This window comes from Streptomyces sp. NPDC049837 (assembly GCF_040674455.1).
GTDB lineage: Bacteria > Actinomycetota > Actinomycetes > Streptomycetales > Streptomycetaceae > Streptomyces.
Genome location: NZ_JBFAMP010000004.1, coordinates 207,097 through 232,430, shown reverse-complemented (window position 1 = coordinate 232,430; position 25,334 = coordinate 207,097). Strand labels below are relative to the sequence as shown.

Here is a 25,334-nt window from a genome sequence, read left to right as displayed (position 1 = left end):
TCCGTGCGGGAGTGCACCGCGATGGCGGACAAGGGGCCGCCGCCGCGCCACCCCACGACAATGCCCCCCGACCGTGTTTCCACAGGTCGAGGGGCATGTGAGAAGTGGAGCCTAGGGGAGTCGAACCCCTGACATCTGCCATGCAAAGACAGCGCTCTACCAACTGAGCTAAGGCCCCGGGACGGCCGCCGAGCGGCGCGTGCCGCAGACCAGAGTACCGGGTGCCCGGGGGTGCCCCGCAAAAGGTTTGGGACTCCCGGTCGGCGACCACTCTCCGTAAGATGCTGGACGAGGTTCGCAGCAGCGAACCGAAGCGATGGGGAGACGCAATGGACGCAGCACAGCAGGAAGCCACCGCCAGAGCCAGAGAGCTTCAGCGCAGTTGGTACGGGGAGCCGTTGGGGGCGCTCTTCCGTAGGCTCATTGACGATCTGGGCCTGAACCAGGCCCGTCTCGCCGCGGTGCTCGGGCTGTCTGCTCCGATGCTGTCCCAGTTGATGAGCGGCCAGCGGGCCAAGATCGGCAACCCGGCCGTGGTCCAGCGCGTCCAGGCCCTTCAGGAGCTGGCCGGGCAGGTCGCCGACGGCAGCGTCAGCGCGGTCGAGGCCACCGACCGGATGGACGAGATCAAGAAGTCCCAGGGCGGCTCGGTCCTCACGGGCACCAGCCAGACGACGGCCAGCTCCGGTGCGCCGACCGTGCGCCGGGTCGTCCGCGAGATCCAGTCGCTGCTGCGCTCGGTCGCGGCCGCCGGTGACATCATCGACGCCGCCGATTCCCTCGCCCCGACCCACCCCGAACTGGCAGAGTTCCTCCGGGTGTACGGCGCCGGGCGCACCGCGGACGCGGTCGCGCACTACGAGTCGCACCAGAGCTGACCGAAGCAGGACGCCGAGCAGGGCAGCCGAACAGGGAACCGGGAGCGGGCGCAGCGCAATGGGTGAGGTCTTCGCTGGTCGGTACGAGCTGATCGACCCGATCGGACGTGGTGGTGTCGGCGCCGTCTGGCGTGCCTGGGACCACCGCCGGCGCCGGTACGTGGCGGCCAAGGTCCTTCAGCAGAGCGACGCGCACACGCTGCTGCGCTTCGTCCGCGAGCAGGCGCTGAGGATCGACCACCCGCACGTCCTCGCCCCGGCCAGTTGGGCCGCGGACGACGACAAGGTCCTGTTCACCATGGACCTGGTGACCGGCGGGTCGCTGGCGCACGTCATCGGCGACTACGGCCCGCTGCCACCCCGGTTCGTCTGCGCCCTGCTCGACCAGCTCCTGTCCGGACTGGCCGCGGTGCACGCGGAGGGGGTCGTGCACCGCGACATCAAGCCGGCCAACATCCTGCTGGAGGCGACGGGGACCGGGCGGCCGCATCTGCGGCTGTCGGACTTCGGCATCTCCATGCGCAAGGGCGAGCCCCGGCTGACCGAGACCAACTATGTGGTGGGCACGCCCGGTTACTTCGCGCCCGAGCAGATGATGGGCGCGGAGCCGGACTTCCCGGCCGACCTGTTCGCGGTCGGCCTGGTCGCCCTCTACCTGTTGCAGGGTCAGAAGCCCGACTCGCAGGCCCTGATCGAGTACTTCGCGGCGCACGGCACGCCCGGTGCCCCGCAAGGCATTCCGGAGCCGCTGTGGCAGGTCCTCGCGGGCCTGTTGCAGCCCGATCCGGCGGCCCGGTTCCGCACGGCCACGGGTGCGCGCAAGGCGCTGACGTCCGCGGCCGAGCTGCTGCCGGCCCCTGCGGCCGACGAGGAGCCGGTGGAGGTCTTCGACCAGATCGGGCCGCTCCCGGCCGGTTTCGGCCCCGAGGGCCCGGTGCCACCGTCCGCCCGGACCCCCGCACAGACCACCCCCGCCCAGCCGTCCGTGCCGGACGACCGTCAGCCGCCGGCCCCGTCGGAGACGGGCAGCTTCCACCTGGCCCCACCACCGCAGCCCCCCACCCCGCAGCCCCAGCAGCAGGCACCGCAACCACAGTCGCAGCCCCAGCCGCAGGCACCGCTGCCCCAGCCGCACGCGCAGCCGACGCCGCCGGCCCAGCCCGCGGCCGCACCGCTCGAAGCCCCCGCACCCCCCGCGGTGACCCCCGCGCCCGCCACGCCGGTCACGCCCGCCACGCCCGTCGCCGCCCCGGCCCACGCCCACACGGCCGCCCCTCATCACGCCGCCGCGCCGGACTTGCCCCACGCCCGGACCACCGCCGTGCCGTACGCGTCCGCGTCCGTCCCCACGCGTCAGTACACCGGCCACGCCCCGCACGTTCCCGCCCAGGCCGCCGGGGCGCAGGTCAGCCCGGCCGCGCGGAAGCGACCGGGACCGCCCCCGAAGGTGACGGTCCCGGTGCTGATCGTGGCCCTGGTCTGCTTCGCGGTCGGGTTCTGGGCGCTCACCCAGGTCTGAGCCCGCCCGCCACCGCGCTCACCAGGCCGTGGGCGGCCCGTACTGCGTCGGCCCGGTGTCCCCCGCGTCCCCGGCAGCCGCGGCCGGCCCGGCCCGGCCATCGGCCGCGGCCGCGCGCCGCCGCGCCAGCAGCGTCCAGGCGACCAGCCCGAGCACGAGGACCGTCCCGGCCCCGATACCGGCCGCGGCGACCAGTTGCATCGTGCCGCTCTTCTCCGCCTCCGGGCCGCTCCGGCCGTTCGCCGCCGCGTCCTGGTCCGCCTCCGTGACGGCGAAGATGCCGGCCGGCCCGTCGTACGCCGGCGCCGCCTTGGGCGTGCCCTTCACGTTGATCCGCAGCGTCAGCCCGTACGGCTTCTTCCCGAACTCCTCCCCGACCTTCGGGCTCAGGCTGACCCTCAGGTAGTACCAGCCCGCGAAACGCATGTTCTCGAACCGGGAGCTGGAGTCGAAACGGTTCTCGTACTTCACCGGGGGCAGCGGTTCGAGGTCGGCGGACTTCTGCTCGCCGTCGTACGAGACCGAGTTGGCGCTCGTCACCACGCCCTGCATCGGGTTGAACAGCGTCATGTCCAGTGCGCCGCCCACGAAGCCCCGCCCGGAGGAGCTCCCGAGGTCGGCGCTGGCGAAGATCTGCTGGCCCCAGTCCACCGGTACCCGGTAGAAGAGCGACTGACCGGGCTCGATCCGGTCCGTCCACTCGCCCTCCGTGAGGCCGGTCGCGTCGAAGAAGCCCGCACCACCGGACCGCTCCCGGGGCCCGCCGGCCGGTGCCGGGGGCGATGCGCTGGGCCAGTTCTCGGGGGCCGCGGTCGGGCCCTCCGTCTTCAGCCTGGGCTCCAGCTCGTGCCGGATCTCCAGCTCCCACGCCTCGGGAGTGGAGGTGGCCTTGCTGCTGCGCTCGACGACGACGTAGTACGCGCCTGCCTCCTGGCAGGAACTGCTGTCCCGCTCCATCGTCCGGTGTGCGTAGGCCGCGATGGGCCGGGGGAATTCGGCCGAACCGAAACGGGCCTCGTTGGAACTGCAGTCGTAGCCGTTCCGGTCCTGGAGGGACACCTTCAGGCCGTCGAAGGTGCCGACCTGGGTGCCGGGCTTCGGCACGACGACGGCCGAGACGTACGCGTTCGTCTTCGCGTCCAGGTCCACGCGGTAGATGAGCTTGGCGCCGCCCTTGATGGCGTCCTTGTACGCGGCGCCCGCGGCGAGTTGGGGCGCGTCGCTCGTGGTCGCCGCGCCACGGATCTCCTTGATGCCGTCCGCGAAGACGTACCCACCGGACGGCCCCGCCGCCTTCCCGGCGGCACCGGCGGCACGTACGACCCCCTCCGGGGACGCGTCCGCCCGGACGCCACCGCCGTCCTGAGCCTGAACCTGGGCCGCCCACGCCTGGTGGCCCGGCAGTACCGCCGTCGCGCACACCGCCGCCAGTACCGCCGACGCGGCCGACACCGCCCGGCCGGCCCTGCCGCCGCCCCTCCGCCTCATCACGCGCTTCTCCTCGTCCTCTCCATGGCCGCCGCCCTGCGCCGCACCAGTACGAGCACGGCGCCCGCGATCAGGACGACCGCGCCGCCCACCGCCGCGGCGACCACAGGGCCGGTCCATCCTGCCCCGACCGTCCCGTCACTGTCTGCGCGCCCGGCCGAATCATGCCGCTTCTCCACGGCGGGCGCACCGTGCTGTGGACCGGCCACCTCGTCGCCCAGGACGGCCACCCGCAAAACGACCCCCACGCGTGCGTGGCGGGCGATTTCGGCGGCCTCCGCGCCGAGCGTCACCGCGATGTAGAAGTCGCCCTTGCTGTGGACGGGGATGACGTTGGGATGGTTCTCGTACCGGTTGGTCCAGGCGACCGGCTCCGTGCCCATCCTCAGCAGGGCGGGCCGGCCCGTGTACACCCATCCCCAGGCTCCCGCGCCACCGCGCCCGACGGCCCCGTGGCCGGCAGCGTTCCGGCGAAGAGGCCCAGCAGAACGCCCGCCCCCCACGCACGTCGTCTCACTCGACGCCCCCCTGACCAAGATCACTGGCCGAGATCGCTCAGCTTTGCTCTCGCAAGCTAGTGATTTGCGGAGGTGAACTCAAGGGACTCTCTGTCACGGTACGGCAACAGTGGGACACACCCCCCGACCGGCCGGCGGGCGGGACAGCGGGCCGGACAGCGGCCGGACAGCAAAGGGCCCCGGCCGCTCTTCCAGCGGCCGGGGCCCGTACGCAGACTGCGTGCTTGGTGTCTCACACACCGGAACCTGCGGGCACGGAGTCGGTCGCCTCCGTCCACAGATCCTGCTCGGCGCGATCCGCCTGGATCTGGCGGTACACGAGGAGCCCGCCGATGGCGGCCAGTGCGACCAGGAGAAGCTTCTTCACCGCGCGACCTCGTCTTTCGTTGACGTAGGAGACCTTCTGGCGCCCGACTATACACACCGACCGATACCGATCGGTGACCTACATCCCGCCCAACTGACTCCCCGCACCGGGCGATCGGCCGCAAAAAAGCGATCGGCCCGGCGGAGAGAATCTCCGGCCGGGCCGATCGTCGCTGTGGGGCTAACAGGATTTGAACCTGTGGCCTCATCCTTATCAGGGATGCGCTCTAACCAACTGAGCTATAGCCCCTCCGCGCCGGGCTCGCCGCCCGCGCTGACCTCTGAAGATTAGCGCACGGAGCGGCGAGTACCCAAATCCGCTATTCGTCCTCGGCCAGCGTGAGCTCGACACCGCCCACGAACCCGGCCGACAGGTTGTAGATGAAGGCACCCAGCGTCGCGAGAGCCGTGGCCAGGACCACGTCGATGACCGCGATCACCGAGGTGAAGATCAGGACGCGCGGCAGCGACAGGAACGCCTGGAGGTCGAAGCCATTGCTCTCGTTGGAGCCGGTGGCCTCGCTGATCGTGCCGCCGACGGTCGAGAAGACGCCCATCGCGTCCATGACCATCCACAGCACCGCGGCCGCCACCACCGTGCAGATGCCCAGCGCGATGGAGAGCAGGAAGCTGACCTTCATCACCGACCACGGGTCGGCCTTGGCCACCCGCAGTCGTGCCTTGCGCGTACGGGGCGTCGTCTTCGCCCCCGTACGCGGCCGGCGCACCGTGCCGCCCGAGGTGCCGCCGCCCTGGGTGGCGTACGCCTGCGGCGGGTGGTACGGCTGGCCCGTCTGCTGCCCCGATGCGGGCCGCTCGGCGGGCAGTGGGCCGTCGTCGTACGTCGTCACCGTAACCCCCTGGGAGTCCGTGGCAGGGCCACGGGCACCGTTCGTTCCGGAAGCGGCCGATCCGGCGCCCGTGGCCTTACTCACGCTTTACTCCTCGTGCTCCCCGGCCGAGGGCTCCGTGCCCTCGACTGTCCCGGCCGCGGCACCGCTTTCGGCGGCAGCCTCGGTGTCTCCGACCTCTGCGGTCACGTCCGTCACATCGGTCACGTCGGTCCCGTCGATGTCGTCGGGCCCGTCGATCCCATCGGCCCCTTCGACCTCTTCGGCCTCGCGACCGGCCTCGGCGTTGCGAGCGATGCCGACGACGGCATCGCGCTTGCCCAGGTTGATCAGTTGGACGCCCATGGTGTCACGGCCCGTCTCCCTGACTTCGTTGACTCGCGTACGAATCACACCACCGGACAGCGTGATGGCGAGGATCTCGTCCGTCTCCTCGACCACCAGCGCGCCGACGAGCGAGCCACGGTCCTCCACGATCTTGGCAGCCTTGATGCCGAGGCCGCCACGACCCTGGACGCGGTACTCGTCGACGGCGGTCCGCTTCGCGTACCCGCCGTCCGTCGCGGTGAACACGAACGTACCGGGCCGGACCACATTCATCGAGAGCAGCTCGTCGCCTTCGCGGAAGCTCATGCCCTTGACGCCCGAGGTCGCACGGCCCATCGGGCGCAGCGCTTCGTCCGTCGCGGTGAATCGGATCGATTGCGCCTTCTTGCTGATGAGCAGCAGATCGTCCTCCGCCGACACCAGCTCGGCGCCGATCAGCTCGTCGTCGCTGCCGTCCGCCGTCTCGCGGAGGTTGATCGCGATGACGCCGCCCGAGCGGGGGGAGTCGTAGTCCTTCAGGGGCGTCTTCTTCACCAGGCCGGCCTTGGTGGCGAGCACCAGGTAGGGCGCGGCCTCGTAGTCGCGGATCGCGAGGATCTCGGCGATCTGCTCATCCGGCTGGAAGGCCAGCAGGTTGGCGACGTGCTGGCCGCGCGCGTCCCGCCCGGCGTCCGGCAGCTCGTACGCCTTGGCCCGGTAGACCCGGCCCTTGTTGGTGAAGAACAGCAGCCAGTGGTGCGTGGTCGAGACGAAGAAGTGGTCGACGATGTCGTCTTCCTTCAGCTTCGTCCCGCGTACGCCCTTGCCGCCGCGCTTCTGCGAGCGGTAGTCGTCCGTCTTCGTACGCTTCACATAGCCGCCACGCGTGATCGTGACGACGATGTCCTCCTCGGCGATCAGGTCCTCGATGGACATGTCACCGTCGAAGGGCACCAGCTTGGAGCGGCGGTCGTCGCCGAACTTCTCGACGAGCGCGGCGAGCTCCTCGCTGACGATCTGGCGCTGACGGGACTCGGAGGCCAGGATCTCGTTGTACTCGTTGATCTTGGCCTGGAGCTCGTCGTGCTCGGCGACGATCTTCTGGCGCTCCAGGGCGGCCAAGCGGCGGAGCTGCATCTCCAGGATGGCGTTGGCCTGGATCTCGTCGATCTGGAGCAGGCCCATCAGGCCCTCGCGCGCCACCTCGACCGTGTCGCTGCGCCGGATCAGCGCGATGACCTCGTCGATCGCGTCCAGCGCCTTGAGCAGACCGCGCAGGATGTGCGCCCGCTCCTCCGCCTTGCGCAGGCGGAACTTCGTACGCCGGACGATGACCTCGATCTGGTGCGTCACCCAGTGGCGGATGAACGCGTCCAGCGAGAGCGTGCGCGGCACGCCGTCGACGAGCGCCAGCATGTTGGCGCCGAAGTTCGTCTGGAGGTCGGTGTGCTTGTAGAGGTTGTTGAGGACGACCTTGGCGACCGCGTCCCGCTTGAGGACGATGACGAGCCGCTGACCGGTGCGCGACGACGTCTCGTCACGGACGTCCGCGATGCCGCCGATCTTGCCGTCCTTCACGAGGTCGGCGATCTTCTGGGCGAGGTTGTCCGGGTTGACCTGGTAGGGCAGCTCCGTGACCACCAGGCACTGGCGGTTCTGGATCTCCTCGACCTCGACGACCGCGCGCATCGTGATGGAGCCGCGCCCGGTGCGGTACGCCTCCTCGATGCCCTTGCGGCCGACGACGAGGGCGCCGGTCGGGAAGTCGGGGCCCTTGATGCGCTCGATCAGCGCGTCCAGGAGCTCCTCGTGGGTGGCCTCGGGGTGCTCCAGCGCCCACTGGGCACCGGCCGCGACCTCGCGCAGGTTGTGCGGCGGGATGTTGGTCGCCATGCCGACCGCGATGCCGGCCGAGCCGTTGACCAGCAGGTTCGGGAACCGGGACGGCAGGACCGTCGGCTCCTGGTTGCGGCCGTCGTAGTTGTCCTGGAAGTCGACGGTCTCCTCGTCGATGTCCCGGAGCATCTCCATGGACAGCGGCGCCATCTTGCACTCGGTGTAGCGCATGGCGGCGGCCGGGTCGTTGCCCGGGGAGCCGAAGTTTCCGTTGGAGTCCACCAGCGGCATACGCATCGACCACGGCTGGGCCAGGCGGACCAGCGCGTCGTAGATGGAGGTGTCGCCGTGCGGGTGGTACGTACCCATGACGTCGCCGACGACGCGGGCGCACTTGTAGAAGCCCTTCTCGGGCCGGTACCCGCCGTCGTACATCGCGTACAGCACACGGCGGTGGACGGGCTTGAGGCCGTCCCGGACGTCGGGCAGCGCACGCGACACGATGACGGACATCGCGTAGTCGAGGTACGAGCGCTGCATCTCGGTCTCGAGCCCGACGGGCTCCACCCGGAGGCCCACACCGGGGACGGAGGGCTCCTCCTCGGGCGTCACGGCGACCGGGGTGGAAGGGGTGTCGGGAGCGTCGGGAGTGTCAGGGGTGTTCTCGTCGGCCATTGCTGGTCTTCAGTCCTTTCGTACGGTCAGCTCGGACCGACTCAGATGTCGAGGAAGCGGACGTCCTTGGCGTTGCGCTGGATGAACGAGCGCCGCGCCTCCACGTCCTCGCCCATCAGCACCGAGAACAGGTCGTCGGCCTGGGCAGCGTCGTCCAGCGTGACCTGGCCGAGCACCCGGTGGTCCTGGTCCATGGTGGTGATGCGCAGCTCCTCGGCGTTCATCTCGCCCAGACCCTTGAAGCGCTGGATGGAGTCCTCGCGGATGCGCTTGCCGTTCTGCTTGCCGAGCTCGACGAGCGCGTCGCGCTCGCGGTCCGAGTACGCGTACTCGAAGTCCTCCCGGCCCCACTTGATCTTGTACAGCGGCGGGCGGGACAGGTAGACGTGCCCGGCCTCGACCAGCGGCCGCATGAAGCGGAAGAGGAAGGTGAGCAGCAGGGTGTTGATGTGCTGGCCGTCGACGTCGGCGTCCGCCATCAGGATGATCTTGTGATAGCGGAGCTTCTCGATGTCGAAGTCCTCGTGCACACCGGTGCCGAAGGCGGAGATCAGCGCCTGGACCTCGGTGTTCTGGAGGATCTTGTCGATCCGCGCCTTCTCGACGTTCAGGATCTTGCCTCGGATGGGCAGGATGGCCTGGAACTCCGGGTTACGGCCGGACTTCGCGCTACCACCGGCGGAGTCACCCTCGACGATGAAGATCTCGCACTTGGCCGGGTCGTTGGACTGGCAGTCCGACAGCTTGCCGGGCAGGGAGGCCGACTCCAGCAGCCCCTTGCGGCGGGTCAGGTCGCGCGCCTTGCGGGCGGCGACGCGCGCCGTGGCGGCCTGGATCGCCTTGCGCACGATGTCCGCGGCCTCGTTCGGATTGCGGTCGAGCCAGTCGCTGAGGTGCTCGTGCGCGACCTTCTGGACGAAGGTCTTGGCCTCGGTGTTGCCCAGCTTGGTCTTGGTCTGACCCTCGAACTGGGGCTCGCCGAGCTTGACGGAGATGATCGCCGTCAGACCCTCGCGGATGTCCTCACCCGTGAGGTTGTCGTCCTTCTCACGCAGCAGCTTCTTGTCGCGCGCGTACCGGTTCACCAGGCCCGTGAGCGCGGCGCGGAAGCCCTCTTCGTGCGTACCGCCCTCGTGGGTGTGGATCGTGTTCGCGAAGGAGTACACGCCCTCCGTGTACTGCGAGTTCCACTGCATCGCGATCTCGACCGAGAGCATCCGCTCCTTGTCCTCGGACTCGACCGAGATGACCGTGGGGTGGATGAGCTCGCCCTTGCGCGAGTTGAGGTACTTGACGAAGTCGACGATGCCGCCTTCGTAGTGGTACGAGACGGTCCGCGCCGGCGCCTCAACGGCCGTCTCGGCGGCGTCGGGGTCGTCGGCGTTCATGGTCGCCTTCGCCGACTCGCGCTCGTCGGTCAGCGAGATGCGCAGGCCCTTGTTGAGGAACGCCATCTCCTGGAAGCGGCGCGACAGCGTCTCGAAGGAGTACTCGGTCGTCTCGAAGATGTCCCCGTCGGCCCAGAAGGTCACCGACGTACCGGAGTCCTCGACCGCCTCGTGCTTGGCGAGCGGGGCGGTGGGCACACCGAGCTTGTAGTCCTGGGTCCAGCGGTACCCGTCGCGCTTGATCTCGACGGAGACCCGGGACGACAGGGCGTTGACGACGGACACACCGACGCCGTGCAGACCACCGGAGACGGCGTAGCCGCCGCCGCCGAACTTGCCGCCCGCGTGCAGGACGGTGAGCACGACCTCGACGGCCGGCTTCTTCTCGACGGGGTGGATGTCGACGGGGATACCGCGTCCGTTGTCCACGACCTTGACGCCGCCGTCCGCGAGGATGGTGACGTCGATGGTGTCGGCGTGCCCGGCCAGGGCCTCGTCGACGGAGTTGTCGACGACCTCGTACACCAGGTGGTGAAGTCCACGTTCGCCGGTCGACCCGATGTACATGCCGGGCCGCTTGCGGACCGCGTCCAGACCCTCGAGGACGGTGATCGCGCTGGCGTCGTACGAGGCGGTGACCTCGCCGTTCTCGCCGGCAGCAGTGGACGGAATGTTCTCGTTGGGGTTGCCGGAATCGGCCACGAAGCGCCCTTTCTGGCACAGCACAAGCCGTCTCTCCGGGCATGCGGGAGCGGCTGCGTCGTTCGACATGTTCCGCAGTGGGCGGGATTACCTACCAGTCTACCGGTAGCACTGACATTAATGGGGGCTTGCCGGTGCCTGAGTCCGCATGTGCCGCCCTGAACCGGCGCCGACCGACTCCCCATATCCGGGAAGGGGCTTCAAGAGCCTCACACCGCCACTCAGCGCTTCGGCCTGTCAACCTCCAGCAACGTGACGGCCACCTCACCCGACCCCCCGGTCGGCCCGCCTGTGCGCAGCGGGTGCGAGGGGCGGGGGGTGCCCCGGCGGGCCCGGTCCGGTGGGCCGCCTCCGGGGCTCCGGGGGCCCGGGGCCCGCGCGGCGCCGGGGTGCCCGGGGACCCCGCGCGGCGCGAAGCTGCCGCGTCCCAGGGGTGCGGGGGCGTCAGCCCCCCACGTGAACGCTCCCCCCTGTCAGGGGGCCCGGGGCGGGGCCCCCGGTTTCGGGAAGGGGCGGGGCGGGGAGCCCCCCGTACCCCGCCCAAGACCGACCGCGCGCGCAGCGCACCCGTGCCCCGGCCCGCCCCGGAAAACCCCGCGTCAGCCGTACGTGTCGCCCGGCCCCGTACTCCCCGGTGCCCGCAGCGGACCGCCGTACCCCCGCCGGGGCGCGCCCGGGCCCAGCACCTTGATCAGCCGGACCGTTCCCTGCCCCAGGTCCTCGTTCAGCCGCGCCACCAGCCGCGGCGCCAGCAGGCGCAACTGCGTGGCCCACGCGGTCGAGTCGCACTGCACCGTGAGCACCCGCTCCTCCGGGTCCTCGTCGTAGCGCAGCGGCACGCAGTGCTTGGCCAGGTCCTCGCCCACGATCTGCGGCCAGCGCCCCATCACGCCGCCCACGGCCGCCGGGGTCTCCCACCCGCGCTCGGTGATCAGCCGGTTGATCGCGGCGCCCAGCGGCAGCGGGTCGCGCCCGTCCGCGCGCGCGCCCGAGCGCAGCCCGCCGCCCCGCCGGGCCTGCTTCTTCTGCTGCGCCGCCGCGCCCCGCGCCTTCGCCTGCTCCTTGGCCGCGCGCAGCGCGACCCGCGCCAGGTCCACACCGGACGGCTCAGGCACCGAAGGCTCGGGCACCGCAGGTCCAGGCACCAACGGTTCCGGAAGACGTGCGTCCGTCACAGCCGCTCCACCGACCCCTCCGACACCACGTACCGCGTCCCCGCCAGCACACCCGGCACATCGTCGTCGACCGCCGCCGTCACCAGCACCTGCTCGCCCGGCGCGACCAGCTCCGCCAGCCGCTCGCGGCGCCGGGCGTCCAGCTCCGCGAAGACGTCGTCGAGCACGAGCACGGGCTCGTTGCCCTCGGAGCGGAGCAGGTCGTACGAGGCCAGCCGCAGCGCCAGCGCGTACGACCAGGACTCGCCGTGGCTGGCGTACCCCTTCGCGGGCAGCTCGCCCAGCTTGAGCACCAGGTCGTCGCGGTGGGGGCCCACCAGCGTGACGCCCCGCTCGATCTCCTGCTTGCGCACCTCCGCCAGCGCGGCGAGCAGCCCCTCGTACAGGGCCTCGCGGCCGTGCGCCCCGGGCACGGCGCCCGTGTACTCCAGCGCCACCGGCCCGCCGCCCGGTGCCAACTGCTCGTACGCCTTGTCCGCCAGCGGCTGGAGCGTCGCGACCAGGTCGAGGCGCTGCGCCAGCAGCTCCGCGCCGGCCCGGGCGAGGTGCTGGTCCCAGACGTCCAGCGTGGACAGGTCCATGGAGCGGCCGCCGTGCCGCCGCGCCATGGCGGCGGATTTGAGCAGCGTGTTCCGCTGCCGCAGCACCCGGTCGTAGTCCGACCGCACGCCCGCCATCCGGGGCGACCGCGCGGTGATCAGCTCGTCCAGGAAGCGCCGCCGCTCCCCCGGATCGCCCTTCACCAGGGCCAGGTCCTCCGGCGCGAACAGCACCGTCCGGACGATCCCCAGCACATCACGCGGCCTGACCTGCGACGACCTGTTGATACGGGCCCGGTTCGCCCGTCCCGGGTTGAGCTCCAGCTCGACGAGCTGTGACCGCTCGCCCTGCCGCACCGCCGCCCGGATGATCGCCCGCTCGGCGCCCATCCGCACCAGGGGGGCGTCGGACGACACCCGGTGGCTGCCGAGCGTCGCCAGGTACCCGACCGCCTCGACCAGGTTCGTCTTGCCCTGTCCGTTGGCGCCCACGAAGACGCTGACGCCCGGATCGAGAGGGACCTCGACCCGGGCGTACGAGCGGAAGTCGGCCAGCGACAGATGCGTGACGTGCATGGTGTGCGCCGACCTTCCCCCGGCATGGGCCGTGCACCTTCGTGCACAGCCTGTGGATGCCTTTGTTCTACTTCTTGGACTCGACCGCGTGGCCACCGAACTGGTTGCGCAGCGCGGCGATCATCTTCATCTGCGGCGAGTCGTCCTGCCGGGACGCGAACCGCGCGAACAGCGACGCGGTGATCGCCGGCAGCGGAACCGCGTTGTCGATGGCGGCCTCCACGGTCCACCGGCCCTCGCCGGAGTCCTGTGCGTAACCCCGCAGTCGGTCGAGGTGCTCGTCCTCGTCCAGCGCGTTGACCGCCAGGTCCAGCAGCCAGGAACGGATGACCGTGCCCTCCTGCCAGGAGCGGAAGACCTCGCGTACGTCGGTGACGGAGTCGACCTTCTCCAGCAGCTCCCAGCCCTCGGCGTAGGCCTGCATCATGGCGTACTCGATGCCGTTGTGGACCATCTTCGCGAAGTGGCCGGCGCCGACCTTGCCCGCGTGGACGGAGCCGAACTCGCCCTCCGGCTTCAGCGCGTCGAAGATCGGCTGGACCTTCGCCACGTTCTCGGCGTCGCCGCCGTACATCAGCGCGTAGCCGTTCTCCAGGCCCCACACACCGCCTGAGACGCCGCAGTCGACGAAGCCGATGCCCTTCTCGCCCAGCTCGGCGGCGTGCTTCTCGTCGTCCGTCCAGCGGGAGTTGCCGCCGTCGACGACGACGTCGCCGGGGGAGAGCAGCTCGGCCAGCTCGTCGATCGTGGACTGGGTCGCGGCACCGGCCGGGACCATGACCCACACGACGCGCGGGCCCTTGAGCTTGCCCACAAGCTCTTCGAGGCTGTGGACATCGGCGAGGTCAGGGTTGCGGTCGTATCCGATGACGGTGTGACCCGCGCGGCGGATGCGCTCGCGCATGTTGCCGCCCATCTTGCCGAGACCGACGAGACCGAGCTCCATCAGAGATTCCTCAATCGTTGTGTGCGGAGAGTTCGTACCCGCGTCCGAGCCTACGCCCGGACGCGGGCGCACACCTGTGGGGTCAGGCGCTCATCAGGCGCTTGATCAGCCACTCAGGCGCGCCGTCCCCGGCGGCGTGCTCAGCCGCTCAGCCGCACCGGCATGATCAGGTACTTGTAGGCCTCGTCCGCCTCCGCGTCCACGGCCGGCTTGCCGCTCAGCAGCGCGGGCTTGGTGGAGGTGGTGAAGGAGAGCTGGGCGACCGGGGAGTCGATCGCGCTCAGGCCGTCCAGCAGGAACGTCGGGTTGAAGGCGATCGAGATGTCGTCGCCCTCGAGCTGCGCGTCCACACGCTCCACAGCCTGTGCGTCGTCGCTGGAACCGGCCTCCAGGATGAGCACGCCCTGCTCGAAGCTCAGCCGGACCGGCGTGTTCCGCTCGGCCACCAGCGCCACGCGCTTGACGGCCTCGACGAACGGCGCCGTCTCGATCACCGCGACCGAGTTGAACTCGGTGGGGAAAAGTGTCCGGTACTTCGGGAGGTCGCCCTCCAGCAGCCGGGTGGTCGTACGCCGCCCCGCGCCCTCGAAACCGATCAGGCCCTCTCCCTTGCCCGAGCCCGACAGCGCCAGCGTGACCGTGTCGCCGCTCGTCAGGGCCTTGGCGGTGTCCAGCAGCGTCTTCGCGGGCACCAGGGCGACCGCCGAGGCGTCCGGGGACTCCGGCTTCCACAGGAACTCACGGACCGCGAAGCGGTAACGGTCGGTGGACGCCAGCGTGACCGTGTCGCCCTCGATCTCGATGCGTACGCCGGTGAGGACGGGCAGCGTGTCGTCGCGGCCGGCCGCGATGGCGACCTGGGCGGCGGCGGAGGCGAAGACCTCACCGGGGACGGTGCCGGTCGCGGTCGGCATCTCCGGCAGCGCCGGGTACTCCTCCACAGGCATGGTGTGGAGGGTGAAGCGGGAGGAGCCGCAGACCACGGTCGCCCGTACACCGTCTGTGGAAATCTCCACAGGCCGGTTGGGGAGGGCGCGGCAGATGTCGGCGAGGAGGCGGCCGGAGACGAGGACCGTGCCGTCCTCCTCCACCTCGGCCTCGACCGAGACCCGCGCGGAGACCTCGTAGTCGAAGCTGGAGAAGCTGAGCGCGCCGTCCTCGGCCTTCAGCAGAAGGCCCGCGAGTACGGGCGCCGGCGGACGGGCCGGAAGGCTACGGGCCACCCAGGCCACCGCCTCCGCGAGTACATCGCGCTCCACCCGGATCTTCACCGGAACCGCCTCCTGCTGTTGCTGGCTCTTTCGTCGACTGCGGGAACCAGTCTGACGCACGCCACCGACAGTCGGTGCGGCTCGGGGTCAAGTCGTGACGAGAGGCGCCGGGCGCTCCCGGGCCGAGTTGTGCACAGGCCCCGCTTCGAAGCGAATTCCCCGGTAACTCTGAGTGGGAGTAGTAGTAGGGCCTGTGGAAACCGTGGATAACGCCATCCACCCAGGTCACAGCACGTTTTTTGTCCACCGCGCCTGTGGGCGGGACCGGTGGACAACCACCCCTGCCTGTGGACGCGGGAAAGTTCTGCACACCCGATGCACAGCACAGGGCGACTTCTCCCCAGCGCCGTCCCCAGTTTTACCCAGCTTCCCCACAGGCCAACCGACCACCTTGGTGTGACCGCTTTCACTCGGCGCGGTGAGCCCGGGCGTTTCGTTGCCGAACAGTGGACAGCGGTGTGGAGAAGCTGTGGACCATGGACCGGTGCCTGTGGGCCGCCGGTGGACAACCGTGATCACGCCCTGTGGACGACGGATCCGTCCACAGCCTGTGGAGCGTGCTCGGCCACAATTCCACAAGCCGATGACCTGCAGGGATGTCCTCTCCACACCCCACCCTGTGGACACGATCTGGACAACTCGGCAGTCCCCAGGCTGTGGATCGGAGATCGCCCCCAGATCTGTGGAGAACCCGGTGACCCACCGAACTATTCGAACATCGCCGGCCGGGCACAGGGTGTGGACAACGCCGAAGGGCGCCCCGGGACCGTGTCCCAGCAACGCCGAAGGGCGCCCCGGGACCGTGTCCCAGCAACGCCGAAGGGCGCCCCGGGACCGTGTCCCAGGACGCCCTCAGAGCCCTTGCGTGCCCTCGCGCGGCCCGCGTCAGCCGTTCTTGATGCGGTTCGTGAGCTCGGTGACCTGGTTGTAGATGGAGCGCCGCTCCGCCATCAGCGCCCGGATCTTCCGGTCGGCGTGCATCACCGTCGTATGGTCGCGCCCGCCGAACTGGGCGCCGATCTTCGGCAGTGACAGGTCCGTCAGCTCCCGGCACAGGTACATCGCGATCTGGCGGGCCGTCACCAGCACCCGGCTGCGCGACGAGCCGCACAGGTCCTCGACCGTCAGCCCGAAGTAGTCGGCGGTGGCCGCCATGATGGCGCCCGCCGTGATCTCCGGGGCGGCGTCCTCACCGCCCGGGATCAGGTCCTTCAGCACGCCCTCGGTCAGCACCAGGTCGACCGGCTGCCGGTTGAGGCTGGCGAACGCCGTCACCCGGATCAGAGCGCCCTCCAGCTCGCGGATGTTGCGCGAGATGCGGGAGGCGATGAACTCCAGGACCTCCGGCGGGGCGTTGAGCTGCTCCTGCACCGCCTTCTTACGGAGGATCGCGATCCGCGTCTCCAGCTCCGGCGGCTGCACATCGGTGGTCAGGCCCCACTCGAAGCGGTTGCGCAGCCGGTCCTCCAGCGTCATCAACTGCTTGGGCGGCCGGTCCGAGGACAGCACGATCTGCTTGTTGGCGTTGTGGAGCGTATTGAAGGTGTGGAAGAACTCCTCCTGCGTCGACTCCTTGCTCGCCAGGAACTGGATGTCGTCGACGAGCAGGATGTCCACATCGCGGTAGCGCTTGCGGAAGGTGTCGCCCTTGCCGTCGCGGATGGAGTTGATGAACTCGTTGGTGAACTCCTCCGAGCTCACGTACCGCACGCGCGTGCCGGGGTAGAGGCTGCGCGCGTAGTGCCCGATCGCGTGCAGCAGGTGCGTCTTGCCGAGCCCCGACTCCCCGTAGATGAAGAGCGGGTTGTACGCCTTCGCCGGCGCCTCCGCGACCGCGACGGCGGCCGCGTGCGCGAACCGGTTGGACGAGCCGATGACGAAGGTGTCGAACAGGTACTTGGGGTTCAGCCGCGCGTGCGGCTCACCGGGCCGGCCACCCGCGGCCGCCGTGCCGGTGCCGTTCGCGGCGCTCCCGGTACCGCCGGGACGCTGCTGCCCCGGTGCGTCGGGCAGGTCGCGCCGGTCGCCGCGCTGCTGGTCGTACGGGGAGGGGTCGGACGCCTGCGGGCCGCGGTAGTCGTGGTGCGGCTGCTGCGGGCGGGCCGTCGCGTAGGGGTCGCGCTCCTGGAAGCCGCCGAGGCGCGGCTGCTGCCAGGACAGGTCCTCCTGGGTGCGCGGCCAGGCGCCCGGCTCGGGGCGCTGCTGCTGGTACTCGGGGTAGGCGGGGCGCACGGTCGGCAGCCCGTCGTCGGGCATGGGGCGGTGGCCGCCGTATCCGTCGTACTTGTCGTACGGCTTGTCGTACGCCTCGCTCTGCGGCCGCTCGTCGTAGCGCGGCTGCTGGGGCTGCTGCTGCCGGCCGGGCGCGGGCGGGGCGGGGGGCGGGTCGCCCGCGGAGTCGTCGACGGTGATCGCGATCCGGATGGGGCGGCCGCACTCGCGGCTGAGCGTGTCGCTGATCAGCGGGGCGAGCCGGCCCTCCAGGACGCGCTTGCCCCACTCATTGGGGACGGCGAGCAGCGCGGTGTCCGCCACCAGGGCGAGCGGCTGGCAGCGCTCGATCCACTGCTTGTCCTTCGGCTCGATGCCCTGCTGGCCGTCGCCGAGGAGCTGCTCGAGCACTCGTGGCCATACTGCGGCAAGATCAGCAGGTACGTCAGCCACAAGGCACGCTCTCTCACAGGTCCCACGAATGTGTGGTTCTCGGGACGGGATGGAAGGACAGGCAGGAAAGGAATCCGAGTTCAGCCACGGTAGTCGCGGCGGCTCGCGTGGTTCAAGTTGTTGTCCACAGCCTGTGCATAGTGGACCACGACCCAGGGCCGGTTTGACCGGATGGCGTAGCCGCGCGTACCGTAACCAGGTCGAGTTGTCGATGGCTGCTGCCGCCTGCCTCCGATGGGCAAAGATCACGGTCAGTGATCGTGAAGCGGTGCACTCGGGCGTATTGCGAGCTACTCGTGGGCGCACGGTGACAGCCAGGCGATGTCCCGCCACCAACGAATCATTTCTGGAGCCCCCGAGTGAGCAAGCGCACCTTCCAGCCGAACAACCGTCGTCGTGCCAAGACCCACGGCTTCCGCCTGCGCATGCGCACCCGTGCCGGCCGCGCCATCCTGGCGAACCGCCGCAGCAAGGGTCGCGCCAACCTGTCCGCCTGATCGCTTAAACAGGTCATGACGTGCTGCCTACCGAGAATCGGCTGAGGCGGCGCGAGGACTTCGCGACCGCGGTACGCCGAGGACGCCGGGCCGGCCGCCCGCTCCTCGTCGTCCACCTAAGAAGCGGTGCAACGGACCCGCACGCGTCAGGGGAGAGCGCTCCCCCGACACGTGCGGGTTTCGTCGTCAGCAAGGCGGTGGGCGGCGCGGTCGTGCGTAACCAGGTGAAGCGCAGACTTCGCCACCTGATGCGCGACCGGCTGCCTTCGCTGCCCCCCGGTAGCCTGGTGGTAGTACGGGCGCTGCCCGGAGCGGGCGACGCCGACTACGCCCAGATGGCCCGAGACCTGGATGCCGCCCTTCAGCGGTTGCTGGGAGGGGGCGCGCGATGAAGTACCCGCTGCTGGCTCTGATCAAGCTCTACCAGTGGACGATCAGCCCGCTGCTCGGCCCCGTCTGCCGGTACTACCCGTCGTGTTCCCACTACGGCTACACGGCCATCGACCGGCACGGCGCGGTGAAGGGCACCGCCCTGACCGCCTGGCGCATTCTGCGGTGCAACCCGTGGTCGCCGGGCGGTGTGGACCATGTCCCTCCACGTAAGCGTCCTCGCTGGCACGAACTGCTGCGCGACGCCCTGCGCGGTAGCAAGGGCGGGCACTCCGCCGAGACGAGCCCGGCCGCAGAGACCTCGCCCAATGCTCAAGGAGCCTGATTAGTGGACACGATTGCCAGTCTGTTCGCCTTCATCACCACGCCCGTCTCATGGATCATCGTCCAGTTCCACAAGCTGTACGGGGCGATCTTCGGTGCCGACACCGGCTGGGCCTGGGGCCTGTCCATCGTGTCCCTGGTGGTGGTCATCCGGATCTGCCTGATCCCGCTCTTCGTGAAGCAGATCAAGTCGACCCGGAACATGCAGGCGCTCCAGCCGAAAATGAAGGCGATCCAGGAGCGCTACAAGAACGACAAGCAGCGTCAGTCCGAAGAGATGATGAAGCTGTACAAGGAGACGGGCACCAACCCGCTCTCCTCGTGCCTTCCCATCCTGGCGCAGTCGCCGTTCTTCTTCGCCCTGTACCACGTGCTGTCGAAGATCGCCTCGGGTGACACCATCGGCGTCCTCAACCAGGACCTGGTGAACAGCGCCCGTGAGGCGCACATCTTCGGGGCTCCGATCGCCGCGAAGTTCATGGACGACCCGGGCAAGGTCGAGGCGCTCAACGCCTCGCTGACGGATGTCCGCATCGTCACCGCGGTCATGATCGTCCTGATGTCGCTGTCGCAGTTCTTCACCCAGCGCCAGCTCATGCAGAAGAACGTGGACCTGACGGTGAAGACCCCGTACATGCAGCAGCAGAAGATGCTGATGTACATCTTCCCGGTCATCTTCGCCGTGATGGGTATCAACTTCCCGGTCGGTGTCCTCGTCTACTGGCTGACCACCAACGTGTGGACCATGGGCCAGCAGATGTACGTGATCAACCAGAACCCGACCCCGGGCAGCAAGGCGCAGGACCACTACCTCCAGCGTCTGGTGAAGAGCGTCAACTCCCACGGTGAGGTCCGCGGCCGCCGCCGGCGCGCCGTCGTCCAGGCCATCGTGGCCAAGGGCCCGGACCGCAACGACAACGAGCGCAAGTTCGTCACCACCCTCGCCAAGGCCGGGTTCACCCCGCAGGCAGACGGCACGGTGAAGAAGGTCGACCCCGCGACCGCCGAGGCGGAGAGCGCGGCCGCGACCCGGCGCCAGCAGCCCAAGCGTCAGCCCAAGGCGAAGCGCCAGGCCGGAGGCGCGCAGCAGACCATGGCGAAGACCTCCCTGGAGAAGGCCGACCAGCCCCAGGACGCCAAGACGAAGCAGCCGGCCAAGCCCGCCGGCGGTTCCACCCGCCAAGCCAAGTCCGGACAGCGCAAGGGCCAGCAGCGGCCCAAGCACCCGTCGTCCAAGAAGTAAGAAGGAGTCCATCCGTGACGGAAGGCACCACCTCCGCCGCCCAGGGTGGCGACACCCTGACCCGCCTGGAGCAGGAGGGCGAGATCGCGGCCGACTACCTCGAGGGTCTGCTCGACATCGCCGATCTCGACGGCGACATCGACATGGACGTCGAGGCGGACCGCGCCGCGGTGTCGATCATCAGCGACTCGGGCAGCCGTGACCTCCAGAAGCTGGTGGGCCGCGACGGCGAGGTGCTGGAGGCGCTCCAGGAGCTGACGCGTCTCGCCGTGCACCGGGAGACCGGTGACCGCAGCCGGCTGATGCTGGACATCGCGGGCTTCAGGGCCAAGAAGCGCACCGAGCTCGCCGAGCTGGGCGCCAAGGCCGCCGACGAGGTGAAGAGCACCGGTGAGCCGGTGAAGCTGAAGCCGATGACCCCGTTCGAGCGCAAGGTCGTGCACGACGCGGTGGCCGCCGCCGGTCTGCGCAGCGAGTCCGAGGGCGAGGAGCCGCAGCGCTTCGTCGTCGTACTCCCTGCCTGATCGCACTCGCAGTATCGGCCCCGTCTGTTCGCAGGCGGGGCCGATCTTTGTCAGCCTGATAGTCACTGATCACTGGGCGCCAGCACCCGGTGCGGTAATGCGGTACGGAAGGACGGTTCCCGTGACGGAGGCAGAGCAGTTGCCCCATGCGCCTCAGGAAGCGCGGACGGTTTTCGGTGAGTTCTTCCCGGAGGCGGTCCGGTACGCGGAGCTCCTCGCGGACGCGGGTGTCAAGCGTGGCCTGATCGGCCCCCGCGAGGTGCCGAGGCTGTGGGAGCGGCACCTGCTGAACTGCGCGGTGCTCTCCGAGGTCGTGCCCGAGGGGGTCACCGTCTGCGATGTCGGCTCGGGAGCCGGTCTGCCCGGCATCCCGCTGGCACTGGTCCGCCCGGACCTGAAGATCACCCTTCTTGAGCCGCTGTTGCGCCGCACGAACTTCCTCCAGGAGGTCGTGGAGCTGCTGGGCCTGGACCATGTGACCGTGGTGCGCGGGCGGGCCGAGGAGGTCCTCGGGCAACTGCCGCCCGTCCATGTCGTCACGGCACGGGCCGTCGCCCCGCTGGACCGGCTGGCCGGCTGGGGTGTGCCTCTGCTGCGCCCCTACGGAGAGATGCTGGCGCTCAAGGGCGACACGGCCGAGGAGGAGATCCAGGGCGCCCGCGCCGCACTCAGCAAGCTGGGCGTCGTGCGGACCTCGGTCGTGCATGTCGGCGAAGGGATCGTGGAGCCCCTGTCGACGGTCGTACGGGTGGAGGTCGGCGAGAGCCCTGGCGGCGTACGGTTTGCCGCCAAGCGGGCCAAGGCCGCCAGGACCTCACGCCGTCGCCGTTGACGCCTGGTTGATCCTCATACGTACGCATTTCGGAGTGTCGTGACGTCCTGACCCTGCGGCGAGTGCATCAATGTTTCACGTGAAACGTCGCTCACTGCTGCAGGGAATCATCAGCCGCGGTCGCGCGGCTGCCACGCCGCGCGACCGTAAGCCACTCACGAGGGCTACGGAGTTGTCCACAGAGGTGGAGTTCTCCACAGAACCACGGGCCTCGCTGGTTCACGACCCCGAAAGCATGGCAGGCTCTGTTCATCGCGAGCCTGAAGCCGAGGAGAGTGAATCCTTGCGGTCCAACGCCAACATCGCGGGACCGATGACCGATCCGGTCCCCGGTCCCCGTACCGAATCGGCGGGGGAGGATGTTTCACGTGAAACACCGCCCCCGATGGACGACACCCCCATTGGTCGAGCTGCCCAACTGGCGGTGGAGGCTCTGGGCCGTGCAGGCGAGGGGCTCCCCCGGCCTGAGCAGACCCGCATCATGGTGGTCGCCAACCAGAAGGGCGGCGTGGGGAAGACGACCACGACGGTCAACCTTGCTGCCTCGCTGGCACTGCACGGTGCCCGCGTTCTGGTCATCGACCTCGACCCGCAGGGCAACGCCTCCACGGCGCTCGGCATCGATCACCATGCCGAAGTCCCCTCGATCTATGACGTTCTGGTGGAGAGCAAGCCGCTCTCCGATGTCGTCCAGCCCGTCCCGGATGTCGAGGGTCTCTTCTGCGCCCCGGCCACCATCGATCTCGCCGGTGCGGAGATCGAGCTGGTCTCGCTGGTGGCGCGCGAAAGCCGACTTCAGCGAGCAATCCAGGCGTATGAGCAGCCGCTGGACTACATCCTCATCGACTGCCCGCCGTCGCTCGGCCTGCTCACGGTCAATGCCCTGGTGGCCGGCGCCGAGGTGCTCATCCCCATCCAGTGCGAGTACTACGCGCTGGAGGGCCTCGGACAGTTGCTGAGGAACGTCGACCTCGTGCGCGGCCACCTGAACCCGGCGCTGCATGTCTCGACGATCCTGCTCACCATGTACGACGGGCGGACCAGGCTCGCGTCGCAGGTCGCCGAGGAGGTGCGCAGCCACTTCGGTGACGAGGTGCTGCGGACCAGCATTCCGCGCTCCGTCCGTATCTCGGAGGCGCCGAGCTATGGGCAGACGGTCCTGACGTACGACCCCGGTTCCAGCGGCTCGCTGTCCTACCTCGAAGCGGCCCGCGAGATCGCACTGCGGGGAGTCGGTATCCACTACGACGCCCAGCACGGCCATGTGGCCAGCCAGAACAACCAGCACAGCATGTCGGAGGGGATCCAGTGAGTGAGCGACGTAGGGGGCTGGGGCGTGGGCTCGGTGCGCTGATCCCTGCCGCACCCCAGGAACGGCCGACGACGTCGGTGGGGGCGGGTTCCACTTCCCCGGGAGCGATTCCCTCGCTGACGTCCGAGCGCGGGGTGGCCGCCGCGAAGGTGGCCACGCTTCCGCAGAGCCCGGCGCCCGTGGACAGTGCCCTGCCGGCGCCGGAACCCGAAGTGGTCGCCGAGGCCGAGACGCCGGCCGGTGCGCACTTCGCGGAACTGCCGCTGGATGCCATCACGCCCAACCCGCGCCAGCCGCGTGAGGTGTTCGACGAGGACGCGCTGGCCGAGCTGGTGACCTCCATCAAGGAGGTCGGGCTGCTCCAGCCCGTCGTCGTGCGGCAGCTCGGCCCCGAGCGCTATGAACTCATCATGGGTGAGCGCCGCTGGCGGGCCTGCCGCGAGGCCGGTCTGGAGCGGATTCCGGCGATCGTCCGTGCCACCGAGGACGAGAAGCTCCTGCTGGACGCCCTGTTGGAGAACCTGCACCGGGCGCAGCTCAACCCGCTGGAAGAGGCTGCGGCCTACGACCAGCTCCTGAAGGACTTCAACTGCACCCACGACCAGTTGGCTGACCGCATCGGGCGTTCGCGCCCGCAGGTCTCCAACACCCTGCGCCTGCTCCGGCTGTCGCCGCCCGTCCAGCGCCGGGTCGCCGCCGGTGTGCTGTCGGCGGGCCACGCGAGGGCCCTCCTCTCGGTCGAGGACCCCGAGACGCAGGACAAGCTGGCGTACCGCATCGTGGCCGAGGGGCTCTCGGTCCGGGCGGTGGAGGAGATCGTGACGCTGATGGGCTCCGAGCCCACCAGCACCCCCAAGGCGAAGGGGCCCCGGGCCGGTGCCCGGGTCTCGCCGGCGCTCTCCGAGCTCGCTTCCCGGCTCTCCGACCGCTTCGAGACGCGGGTGAAGGTCGACCTGGGTCAGAAGAAGGGCAAGATCGTCGTCGAGTTCGCCTCGATGGAGGATCTGGAGCGCATCCTCGGCACCCTTGCCCCCGGCGAGGGACGTGTCCTGGAAAAGGGGCTGGCCGAGGAGAAGGACCAGGACGGCGACGAGGGCTGAGTCGGGGCGTTGTCCCGCACTCCTGGGACAGGGGCCTGCGCAGACAGGCTGTGGGGCGGACCGGATCCGGTGTTCACCGGAACACGGTCCGCCCTTTGGCCTCTTCCCGTATGCGTGTCATCACCCGATCGATACGATGCGTTCTGGTATGCGCATCCGCCTGATCCACCTCGGAGGGAGAGCCAGGCATGCGAGAGGTGAGCCGCAGCCAACTGGTGACAGCAGGACTGGGACTCGGTGCGGTCGGCGGGTTCATCGGCAGCCTGCTCCGGGAACGGAGCGCGCTGACCGCCGCTCTTGGAGCGGCAGGCGAAGGAAGTGAGGAACAGCCTTCATGGGGCGTCGGCTCGTACCGCTCACGTTGGACAACCTTCCGGATCTCCCCAAACGGTGCCGCGCGTGCGTCTTCTGGGAGCTTGATCCGGTCAGTGGAGAAGCCGCGGTAAAGGCGGGCACTCCGGAGCTGGAGAAGGAAGCCTGGATCTCCGCGGTGCTGCTCGACTGGGGTTCCTGCGGCCGTGTGGTCTATGTGGACGAGGTACCGGTGGGGTTCGTTCTCTACGCCCCGCCCGCCTATGTGCCGCGCTCGACAGCCTTTCCGACGAGCCCGGTGTCCGCCGATGCCGTTCAGCTCATGACGGCCTGGATCACGCCCGGCTACCAGGGGCAGGGGCTGGGCCGGGTGATGGTGCAGACCGTGGCGAAGGATCTGCTGCGCCGTGGGTTCAAGGCCATCGAGGCGTTCGGTGACGCCCGCTGGAAGGAACCGGCCTGTGTGCTGCCGGCGGACCATCTGCTGGCCGTGGGCTTCAAGACCGTGCGCCCGCACCCGACGTACCCGAGGCTTCGGCTGGAGCTGCGGACGACGCTGTCCTGGAAGGAAGACGTCGAACTCGCGCTGGACCGCCTGCTCGGAGCCGTGCAGAAGGAGCCGGTGCTGCGGCCCTTGTGAGGAGAGTTGCCGCAGTCGCGTGCCGCGCTCAAGACGCCGAACGTCAAGACGCCGAACGGCCCATCCCGCGTCGGGATGGGCCGTGGTGTTTCACGTGAAACAGCGGCGTCAGGCCTTGCTGACCTGGTCACCCAGGAAGGGCTCCAGGTCGCGGACGATCGCGGCCTTCGGCTTGGCACCGACGATGGTCTTGACGACCTCGCCGCCCTGGTAGACGTTCAGCGTCGGGATGGACATGACGCCGTACTTGGCGGCCGTGGCGGGGTTCTCGTCGATGTTGAGCTTGACGACCTCGATCTGGTCCCCGTGCTCGTCGGCGATGGCCTTCAGCGACGGCGCGATCTGGCGGCAGGGGCCGCACCAGGCGGCCCAGAAGTCCACCAGTACGGGCTTGTCGCTCTTGAGGACGTCCTGTTCGAAGGAGTCGTCGGTCACGTTCTTCAGGTCGCCGGCCACGGCGGC

General features: G+C 69.6%; 23 protein-coding genes and 2 tRNA genes. 11 read left to right on the top strand and 14 right to left on the bottom strand.

The window, feature by feature from the left end:
• Nucleotides 1–105: 105 nt before the first annotated feature.
• Nucleotides 106–178 (bottom strand) — tRNA-Ala (locus AB0J57_RS12485).
• Nucleotides 179–329: 151 nt separating this feature from the next.
• Between AB0J57_RS12485 and AB0J57_RS12480 the strand changes: the two genes are divergently transcribed.
• Together AB0J57_RS12480 and AB0J57_RS12475 are read left to right on the top strand one after the other, a co-directional pair.
• Complete coding sequence (locus tag AB0J57_RS12480) at nucleotides 330–878, top strand: DNA-binding protein (RefSeq protein WP_126889538.1); 549 nt, start codon at nucleotides 330–332, stop codon at nucleotides 876–878.
• Nucleotides 879–936: 58 nt separating this feature from the next.
• Entirely contained in the window at nucleotides 937–2,397 is a 1,461-nt protein-coding gene (locus AB0J57_RS12475) for a serine/threonine-protein kinase (RefSeq protein WP_366128018.1), read from the top strand.
• A gap of 18 nt (nucleotides 2,398–2,415) precedes the next feature.
• Here the strand turns inward: AB0J57_RS12475 and AB0J57_RS12470 are convergent, their stop codons facing one another.
• The 12 genes from AB0J57_RS12470 to dnaA all read right to left on the bottom strand — a co-directional run bounded on the left by AB0J57_RS12470 (nucleotide 2,416) and on the right by dnaA (nucleotide 17,698).
• Nucleotides 2,416–3,885: a hypothetical protein gene (locus AB0J57_RS12470; protein ID WP_366128507.1), complete on the bottom strand. Its 1,470-nt coding sequence runs from the start codon at nucleotides 3,883–3,885 to the stop codon at nucleotides 2,416–2,418.
• Entirely contained in the window at nucleotides 3,885–4,268 is a 384-nt protein-coding gene (locus tag AB0J57_RS12465; protein WP_366128017.1) for a hypothetical protein, read from the bottom strand. Before AB0J57_RS12465 ends, AB0J57_RS12470 begins: the two co-directional genes overlap by 1 nt.
• 367 nt (nucleotides 4,269–4,635) lie before the next feature.
• The gene (locus tag AB0J57_RS12460) at nucleotides 4,636–4,770 is read right to left on the bottom strand and encodes a DLW-39 family protein (protein ID WP_003958712.1); all 135 of its coding nucleotides are present in this window, start codon (nucleotides 4,768–4,770) and stop codon (nucleotides 4,636–4,638) included.
• A 175-nt stretch (nucleotides 4,771–4,945) separates the two neighbouring features.
• Nucleotides 4,946–5,019: transfer RNA gene (locus AB0J57_RS12455), tRNA-Ile, on the bottom strand.
• A gap of 70 nt (nucleotides 5,020–5,089) precedes the next feature.
• A complete protein-coding gene (locus AB0J57_RS12450; protein ID WP_366128016.1) occupies nucleotides 5,090–5,704 on the bottom strand; it encodes a DUF3566 domain-containing protein in 615 nt (204 codons plus the stop codon).
• 3 nt (nucleotides 5,705–5,707) lie between these two features.
• Nucleotides 5,708–8,437 carry a DNA gyrase subunit A gene (gyrA, locus tag AB0J57_RS12445; protein WP_366128015.1) on the bottom strand — a complete coding sequence of 910 codons (2,730 nt, stop codon included), beginning with the start codon at nucleotides 8,435–8,437 and terminating at the stop codon, nucleotides 5,708–5,710.
• 41 nt (nucleotides 8,438–8,478) lie between these two features.
• Nucleotides 8,479–10,551, bottom strand: coding sequence for a DNA topoisomerase (ATP-hydrolyzing) subunit B (gyrB, locus tag AB0J57_RS12440; RefSeq protein WP_366128014.1), 2,073 nt, complete (start codon nucleotides 10,549–10,551; stop codon nucleotides 8,479–8,481).
• 575 nt (nucleotides 10,552–11,126) lie between these two features.
• On the bottom strand, nucleotides 11,127–11,675 hold the full coding sequence (locus tag AB0J57_RS12435; RefSeq protein WP_366128506.1) for a DciA family protein: 549 nt from the start codon (nucleotides 11,673–11,675) through the stop codon (nucleotides 11,127–11,129).
• 23 nt (nucleotides 11,676–11,698) lie between these two features.
• Nucleotides 11,699–12,817 carry a DNA replication/repair protein RecF gene (gene recF / locus AB0J57_RS12430; protein WP_366128013.1) on the bottom strand — a complete coding sequence of 373 codons (1,119 nt, stop codon included), beginning with the start codon at nucleotides 12,815–12,817 and terminating at the stop codon, nucleotides 11,699–11,701.
• Between the two features lie 67 nt (nucleotides 12,818–12,884).
• Nucleotides 12,885–13,763, bottom strand: coding sequence for a phosphogluconate dehydrogenase (NAD(+)-dependent, decarboxylating) (gene gnd, locus AB0J57_RS12425; RefSeq protein ID WP_366128012.1), 879 nt, complete (start codon nucleotides 13,761–13,763; stop codon nucleotides 12,885–12,887).
• Between the two features lie 140 nt (nucleotides 13,764–13,903).
• A complete protein-coding gene (gene dnaN, locus AB0J57_RS12420; protein WP_126884177.1) occupies nucleotides 13,904–15,034 on the bottom strand; it encodes a DNA polymerase III subunit beta in 1,131 nt (376 codons plus the stop codon).
• A gap of 885 nt (nucleotides 15,035–15,919) precedes the next feature.
• Nucleotides 15,920–17,698 carry a chromosomal replication initiator protein DnaA gene (gene dnaA / locus AB0J57_RS12415; RefSeq protein WP_366128011.1) on the bottom strand — a complete coding sequence of 593 codons (1,779 nt, stop codon included), beginning with the start codon at nucleotides 17,696–17,698 and terminating at the stop codon, nucleotides 15,920–15,922.
• A 359-nt stretch (nucleotides 17,699–18,057) separates the two neighbouring features.
• Between dnaA and rpmH the strand changes: the two genes are divergently transcribed.
• The 9 genes from rpmH (at nucleotide 18,058) to AB0J57_RS12370 (ending at nucleotide 24,872) form a co-directional block, all read left to right on the top strand.
• Complete coding sequence (gene rpmH, locus AB0J57_RS12410) at nucleotides 18,058–18,195, top strand: 50S ribosomal protein L34 (protein ID WP_018846094.1); 138 nt, start codon at nucleotides 18,058–18,060, stop codon at nucleotides 18,193–18,195.
• A 20-nt stretch (nucleotides 18,196–18,215) separates the two neighbouring features.
• Nucleotides 18,216–18,587: a ribonuclease P protein component gene (rnpA, locus tag AB0J57_RS12405; protein ID WP_366128010.1), complete on the top strand. Its 372-nt coding sequence runs from the start codon at nucleotides 18,216–18,218 to the stop codon at nucleotides 18,585–18,587.
• Entirely contained in the window at nucleotides 18,584–18,910 is a 327-nt protein-coding gene (gene yidD / locus AB0J57_RS12400; protein WP_366128009.1) for a membrane protein insertion efficiency factor YidD, read from the top strand. The genes rnpA and yidD overlap by 4 nt, the downstream gene beginning before the upstream one ends.
• A gap of 3 nt (nucleotides 18,911–18,913) precedes the next feature.
• Nucleotides 18,914–20,152, top strand: a complete 1,239-nt coding sequence (gene yidC, locus AB0J57_RS12395; RefSeq protein WP_366128008.1) for a membrane protein insertase YidC — start codon at nucleotides 18,914–18,916, stop codon at nucleotides 20,150–20,152.
• Nucleotides 20,153–20,166: 14 nt separating this feature from the next.
• Complete coding sequence (locus AB0J57_RS12390; RefSeq protein WP_126884172.1) at nucleotides 20,167–20,676, top strand: R3H domain-containing nucleic acid-binding protein; 510 nt, start codon at nucleotides 20,167–20,169, stop codon at nucleotides 20,674–20,676.
• A gap of 121 nt (nucleotides 20,677–20,797) precedes the next feature.
• On the top strand, nucleotides 20,798–21,508 hold the full coding sequence (rsmG, locus tag AB0J57_RS12385; RefSeq protein ID WP_366128007.1) for a 16S rRNA (guanine(527)-N(7))-methyltransferase RsmG: 711 nt from the start codon (nucleotides 20,798–20,800) through the stop codon (nucleotides 21,506–21,508).
• A gap of 235 nt (nucleotides 21,509–21,743) precedes the next feature.
• Nucleotides 21,744–22,820, top strand: coding sequence for a ParA family protein (locus AB0J57_RS12380; RefSeq protein ID WP_126884170.1), 1,077 nt, complete (start codon nucleotides 21,744–21,746; stop codon nucleotides 22,818–22,820).
• Nucleotides 22,817–23,920, top strand: a complete 1,104-nt coding sequence (locus AB0J57_RS12375; protein WP_366128006.1) for a ParB/RepB/Spo0J family partition protein — start codon at nucleotides 22,817–22,819, stop codon at nucleotides 23,918–23,920. Before AB0J57_RS12380 ends, AB0J57_RS12375 begins: the two co-directional genes overlap by 4 nt.
• 334 nt (nucleotides 23,921–24,254) lie before the next feature.
• Complete coding sequence (locus tag AB0J57_RS12370; RefSeq protein WP_366128005.1) at nucleotides 24,255–24,872, top strand: GNAT family N-acetyltransferase; 618 nt, start codon at nucleotides 24,255–24,257, stop codon at nucleotides 24,870–24,872.
• A 108-nt stretch (nucleotides 24,873–24,980) separates the two neighbouring features.
• On the opposite strand, the gene trxA is transcribed toward AB0J57_RS12370, so the two are convergent.
• The gene (gene trxA, locus AB0J57_RS12365; protein ID WP_366128004.1) at nucleotides 24,981–25,328 is read right to left on the bottom strand and encodes a thioredoxin; all 348 of its coding nucleotides are present in this window, start codon (nucleotides 25,326–25,328) and stop codon (nucleotides 24,981–24,983) included.
• Nucleotides 25,329–25,334: the final 6 nt, after the last annotated feature.

Coding starts and splice junctions, on each gene's coding strand:
- gyrA (WP_366128015.1), bottom strand. CDS start 8,437: ATGGCCGACGAGAACACCCCTGACACTCCCGACGCTCCCGACACCCCT.
- gnd (WP_366128012.1), bottom strand. CDS start 13,763: ATGGAGCTCGGTCTCGTCGGTCTCGGCAAGATGGGCGGCAACATGCGC.
- AB0J57_RS12370 (WP_366128005.1), top strand. CDS start 24,255: ATGGGGCGTCGGCTCGTACCGCTCACGTTGGACAACCTTCCGGATCTC.
- recF (WP_366128013.1), bottom strand. CDS start 12,817: ATGCACGTCACGCATCTGTCGCTGGCCGACTTCCGCTCGTACGCCCGG.
- AB0J57_RS12475 (WP_366128018.1), top strand. CDS start 937: ATGGGTGAGGTCTTCGCTGGTCGGTACGAGCTGATCGACCCGATCGGA.
- AB0J57_RS12380 (WP_126884170.1), top strand. CDS start 21,744: ATGGCAGGCTCTGTTCATCGCGAGCCTGAAGCCGAGGAGAGTGAATCC.
- AB0J57_RS12465 (WP_366128017.1), bottom strand. CDS start 4,268: ATGGGCACGGAGCCGGTCGCCTGGACCAACCGGTACGAGAACCATCCC.
- AB0J57_RS12480 (WP_126889538.1), top strand. CDS start 330: ATGGACGCAGCACAGCAGGAAGCCACCGCCAGAGCCAGAGAGCTTCAG.
- yidD (WP_366128009.1), top strand. CDS start 18,584: ATGAAGTACCCGCTGCTGGCTCTGATCAAGCTCTACCAGTGGACGATC.
- AB0J57_RS12470 (WP_366128507.1), bottom strand. CDS start 3,885: ATGAGGCGGAGGGGCGGCGGCAGGGCCGGCCGGGCGGTGTCGGCCGCG.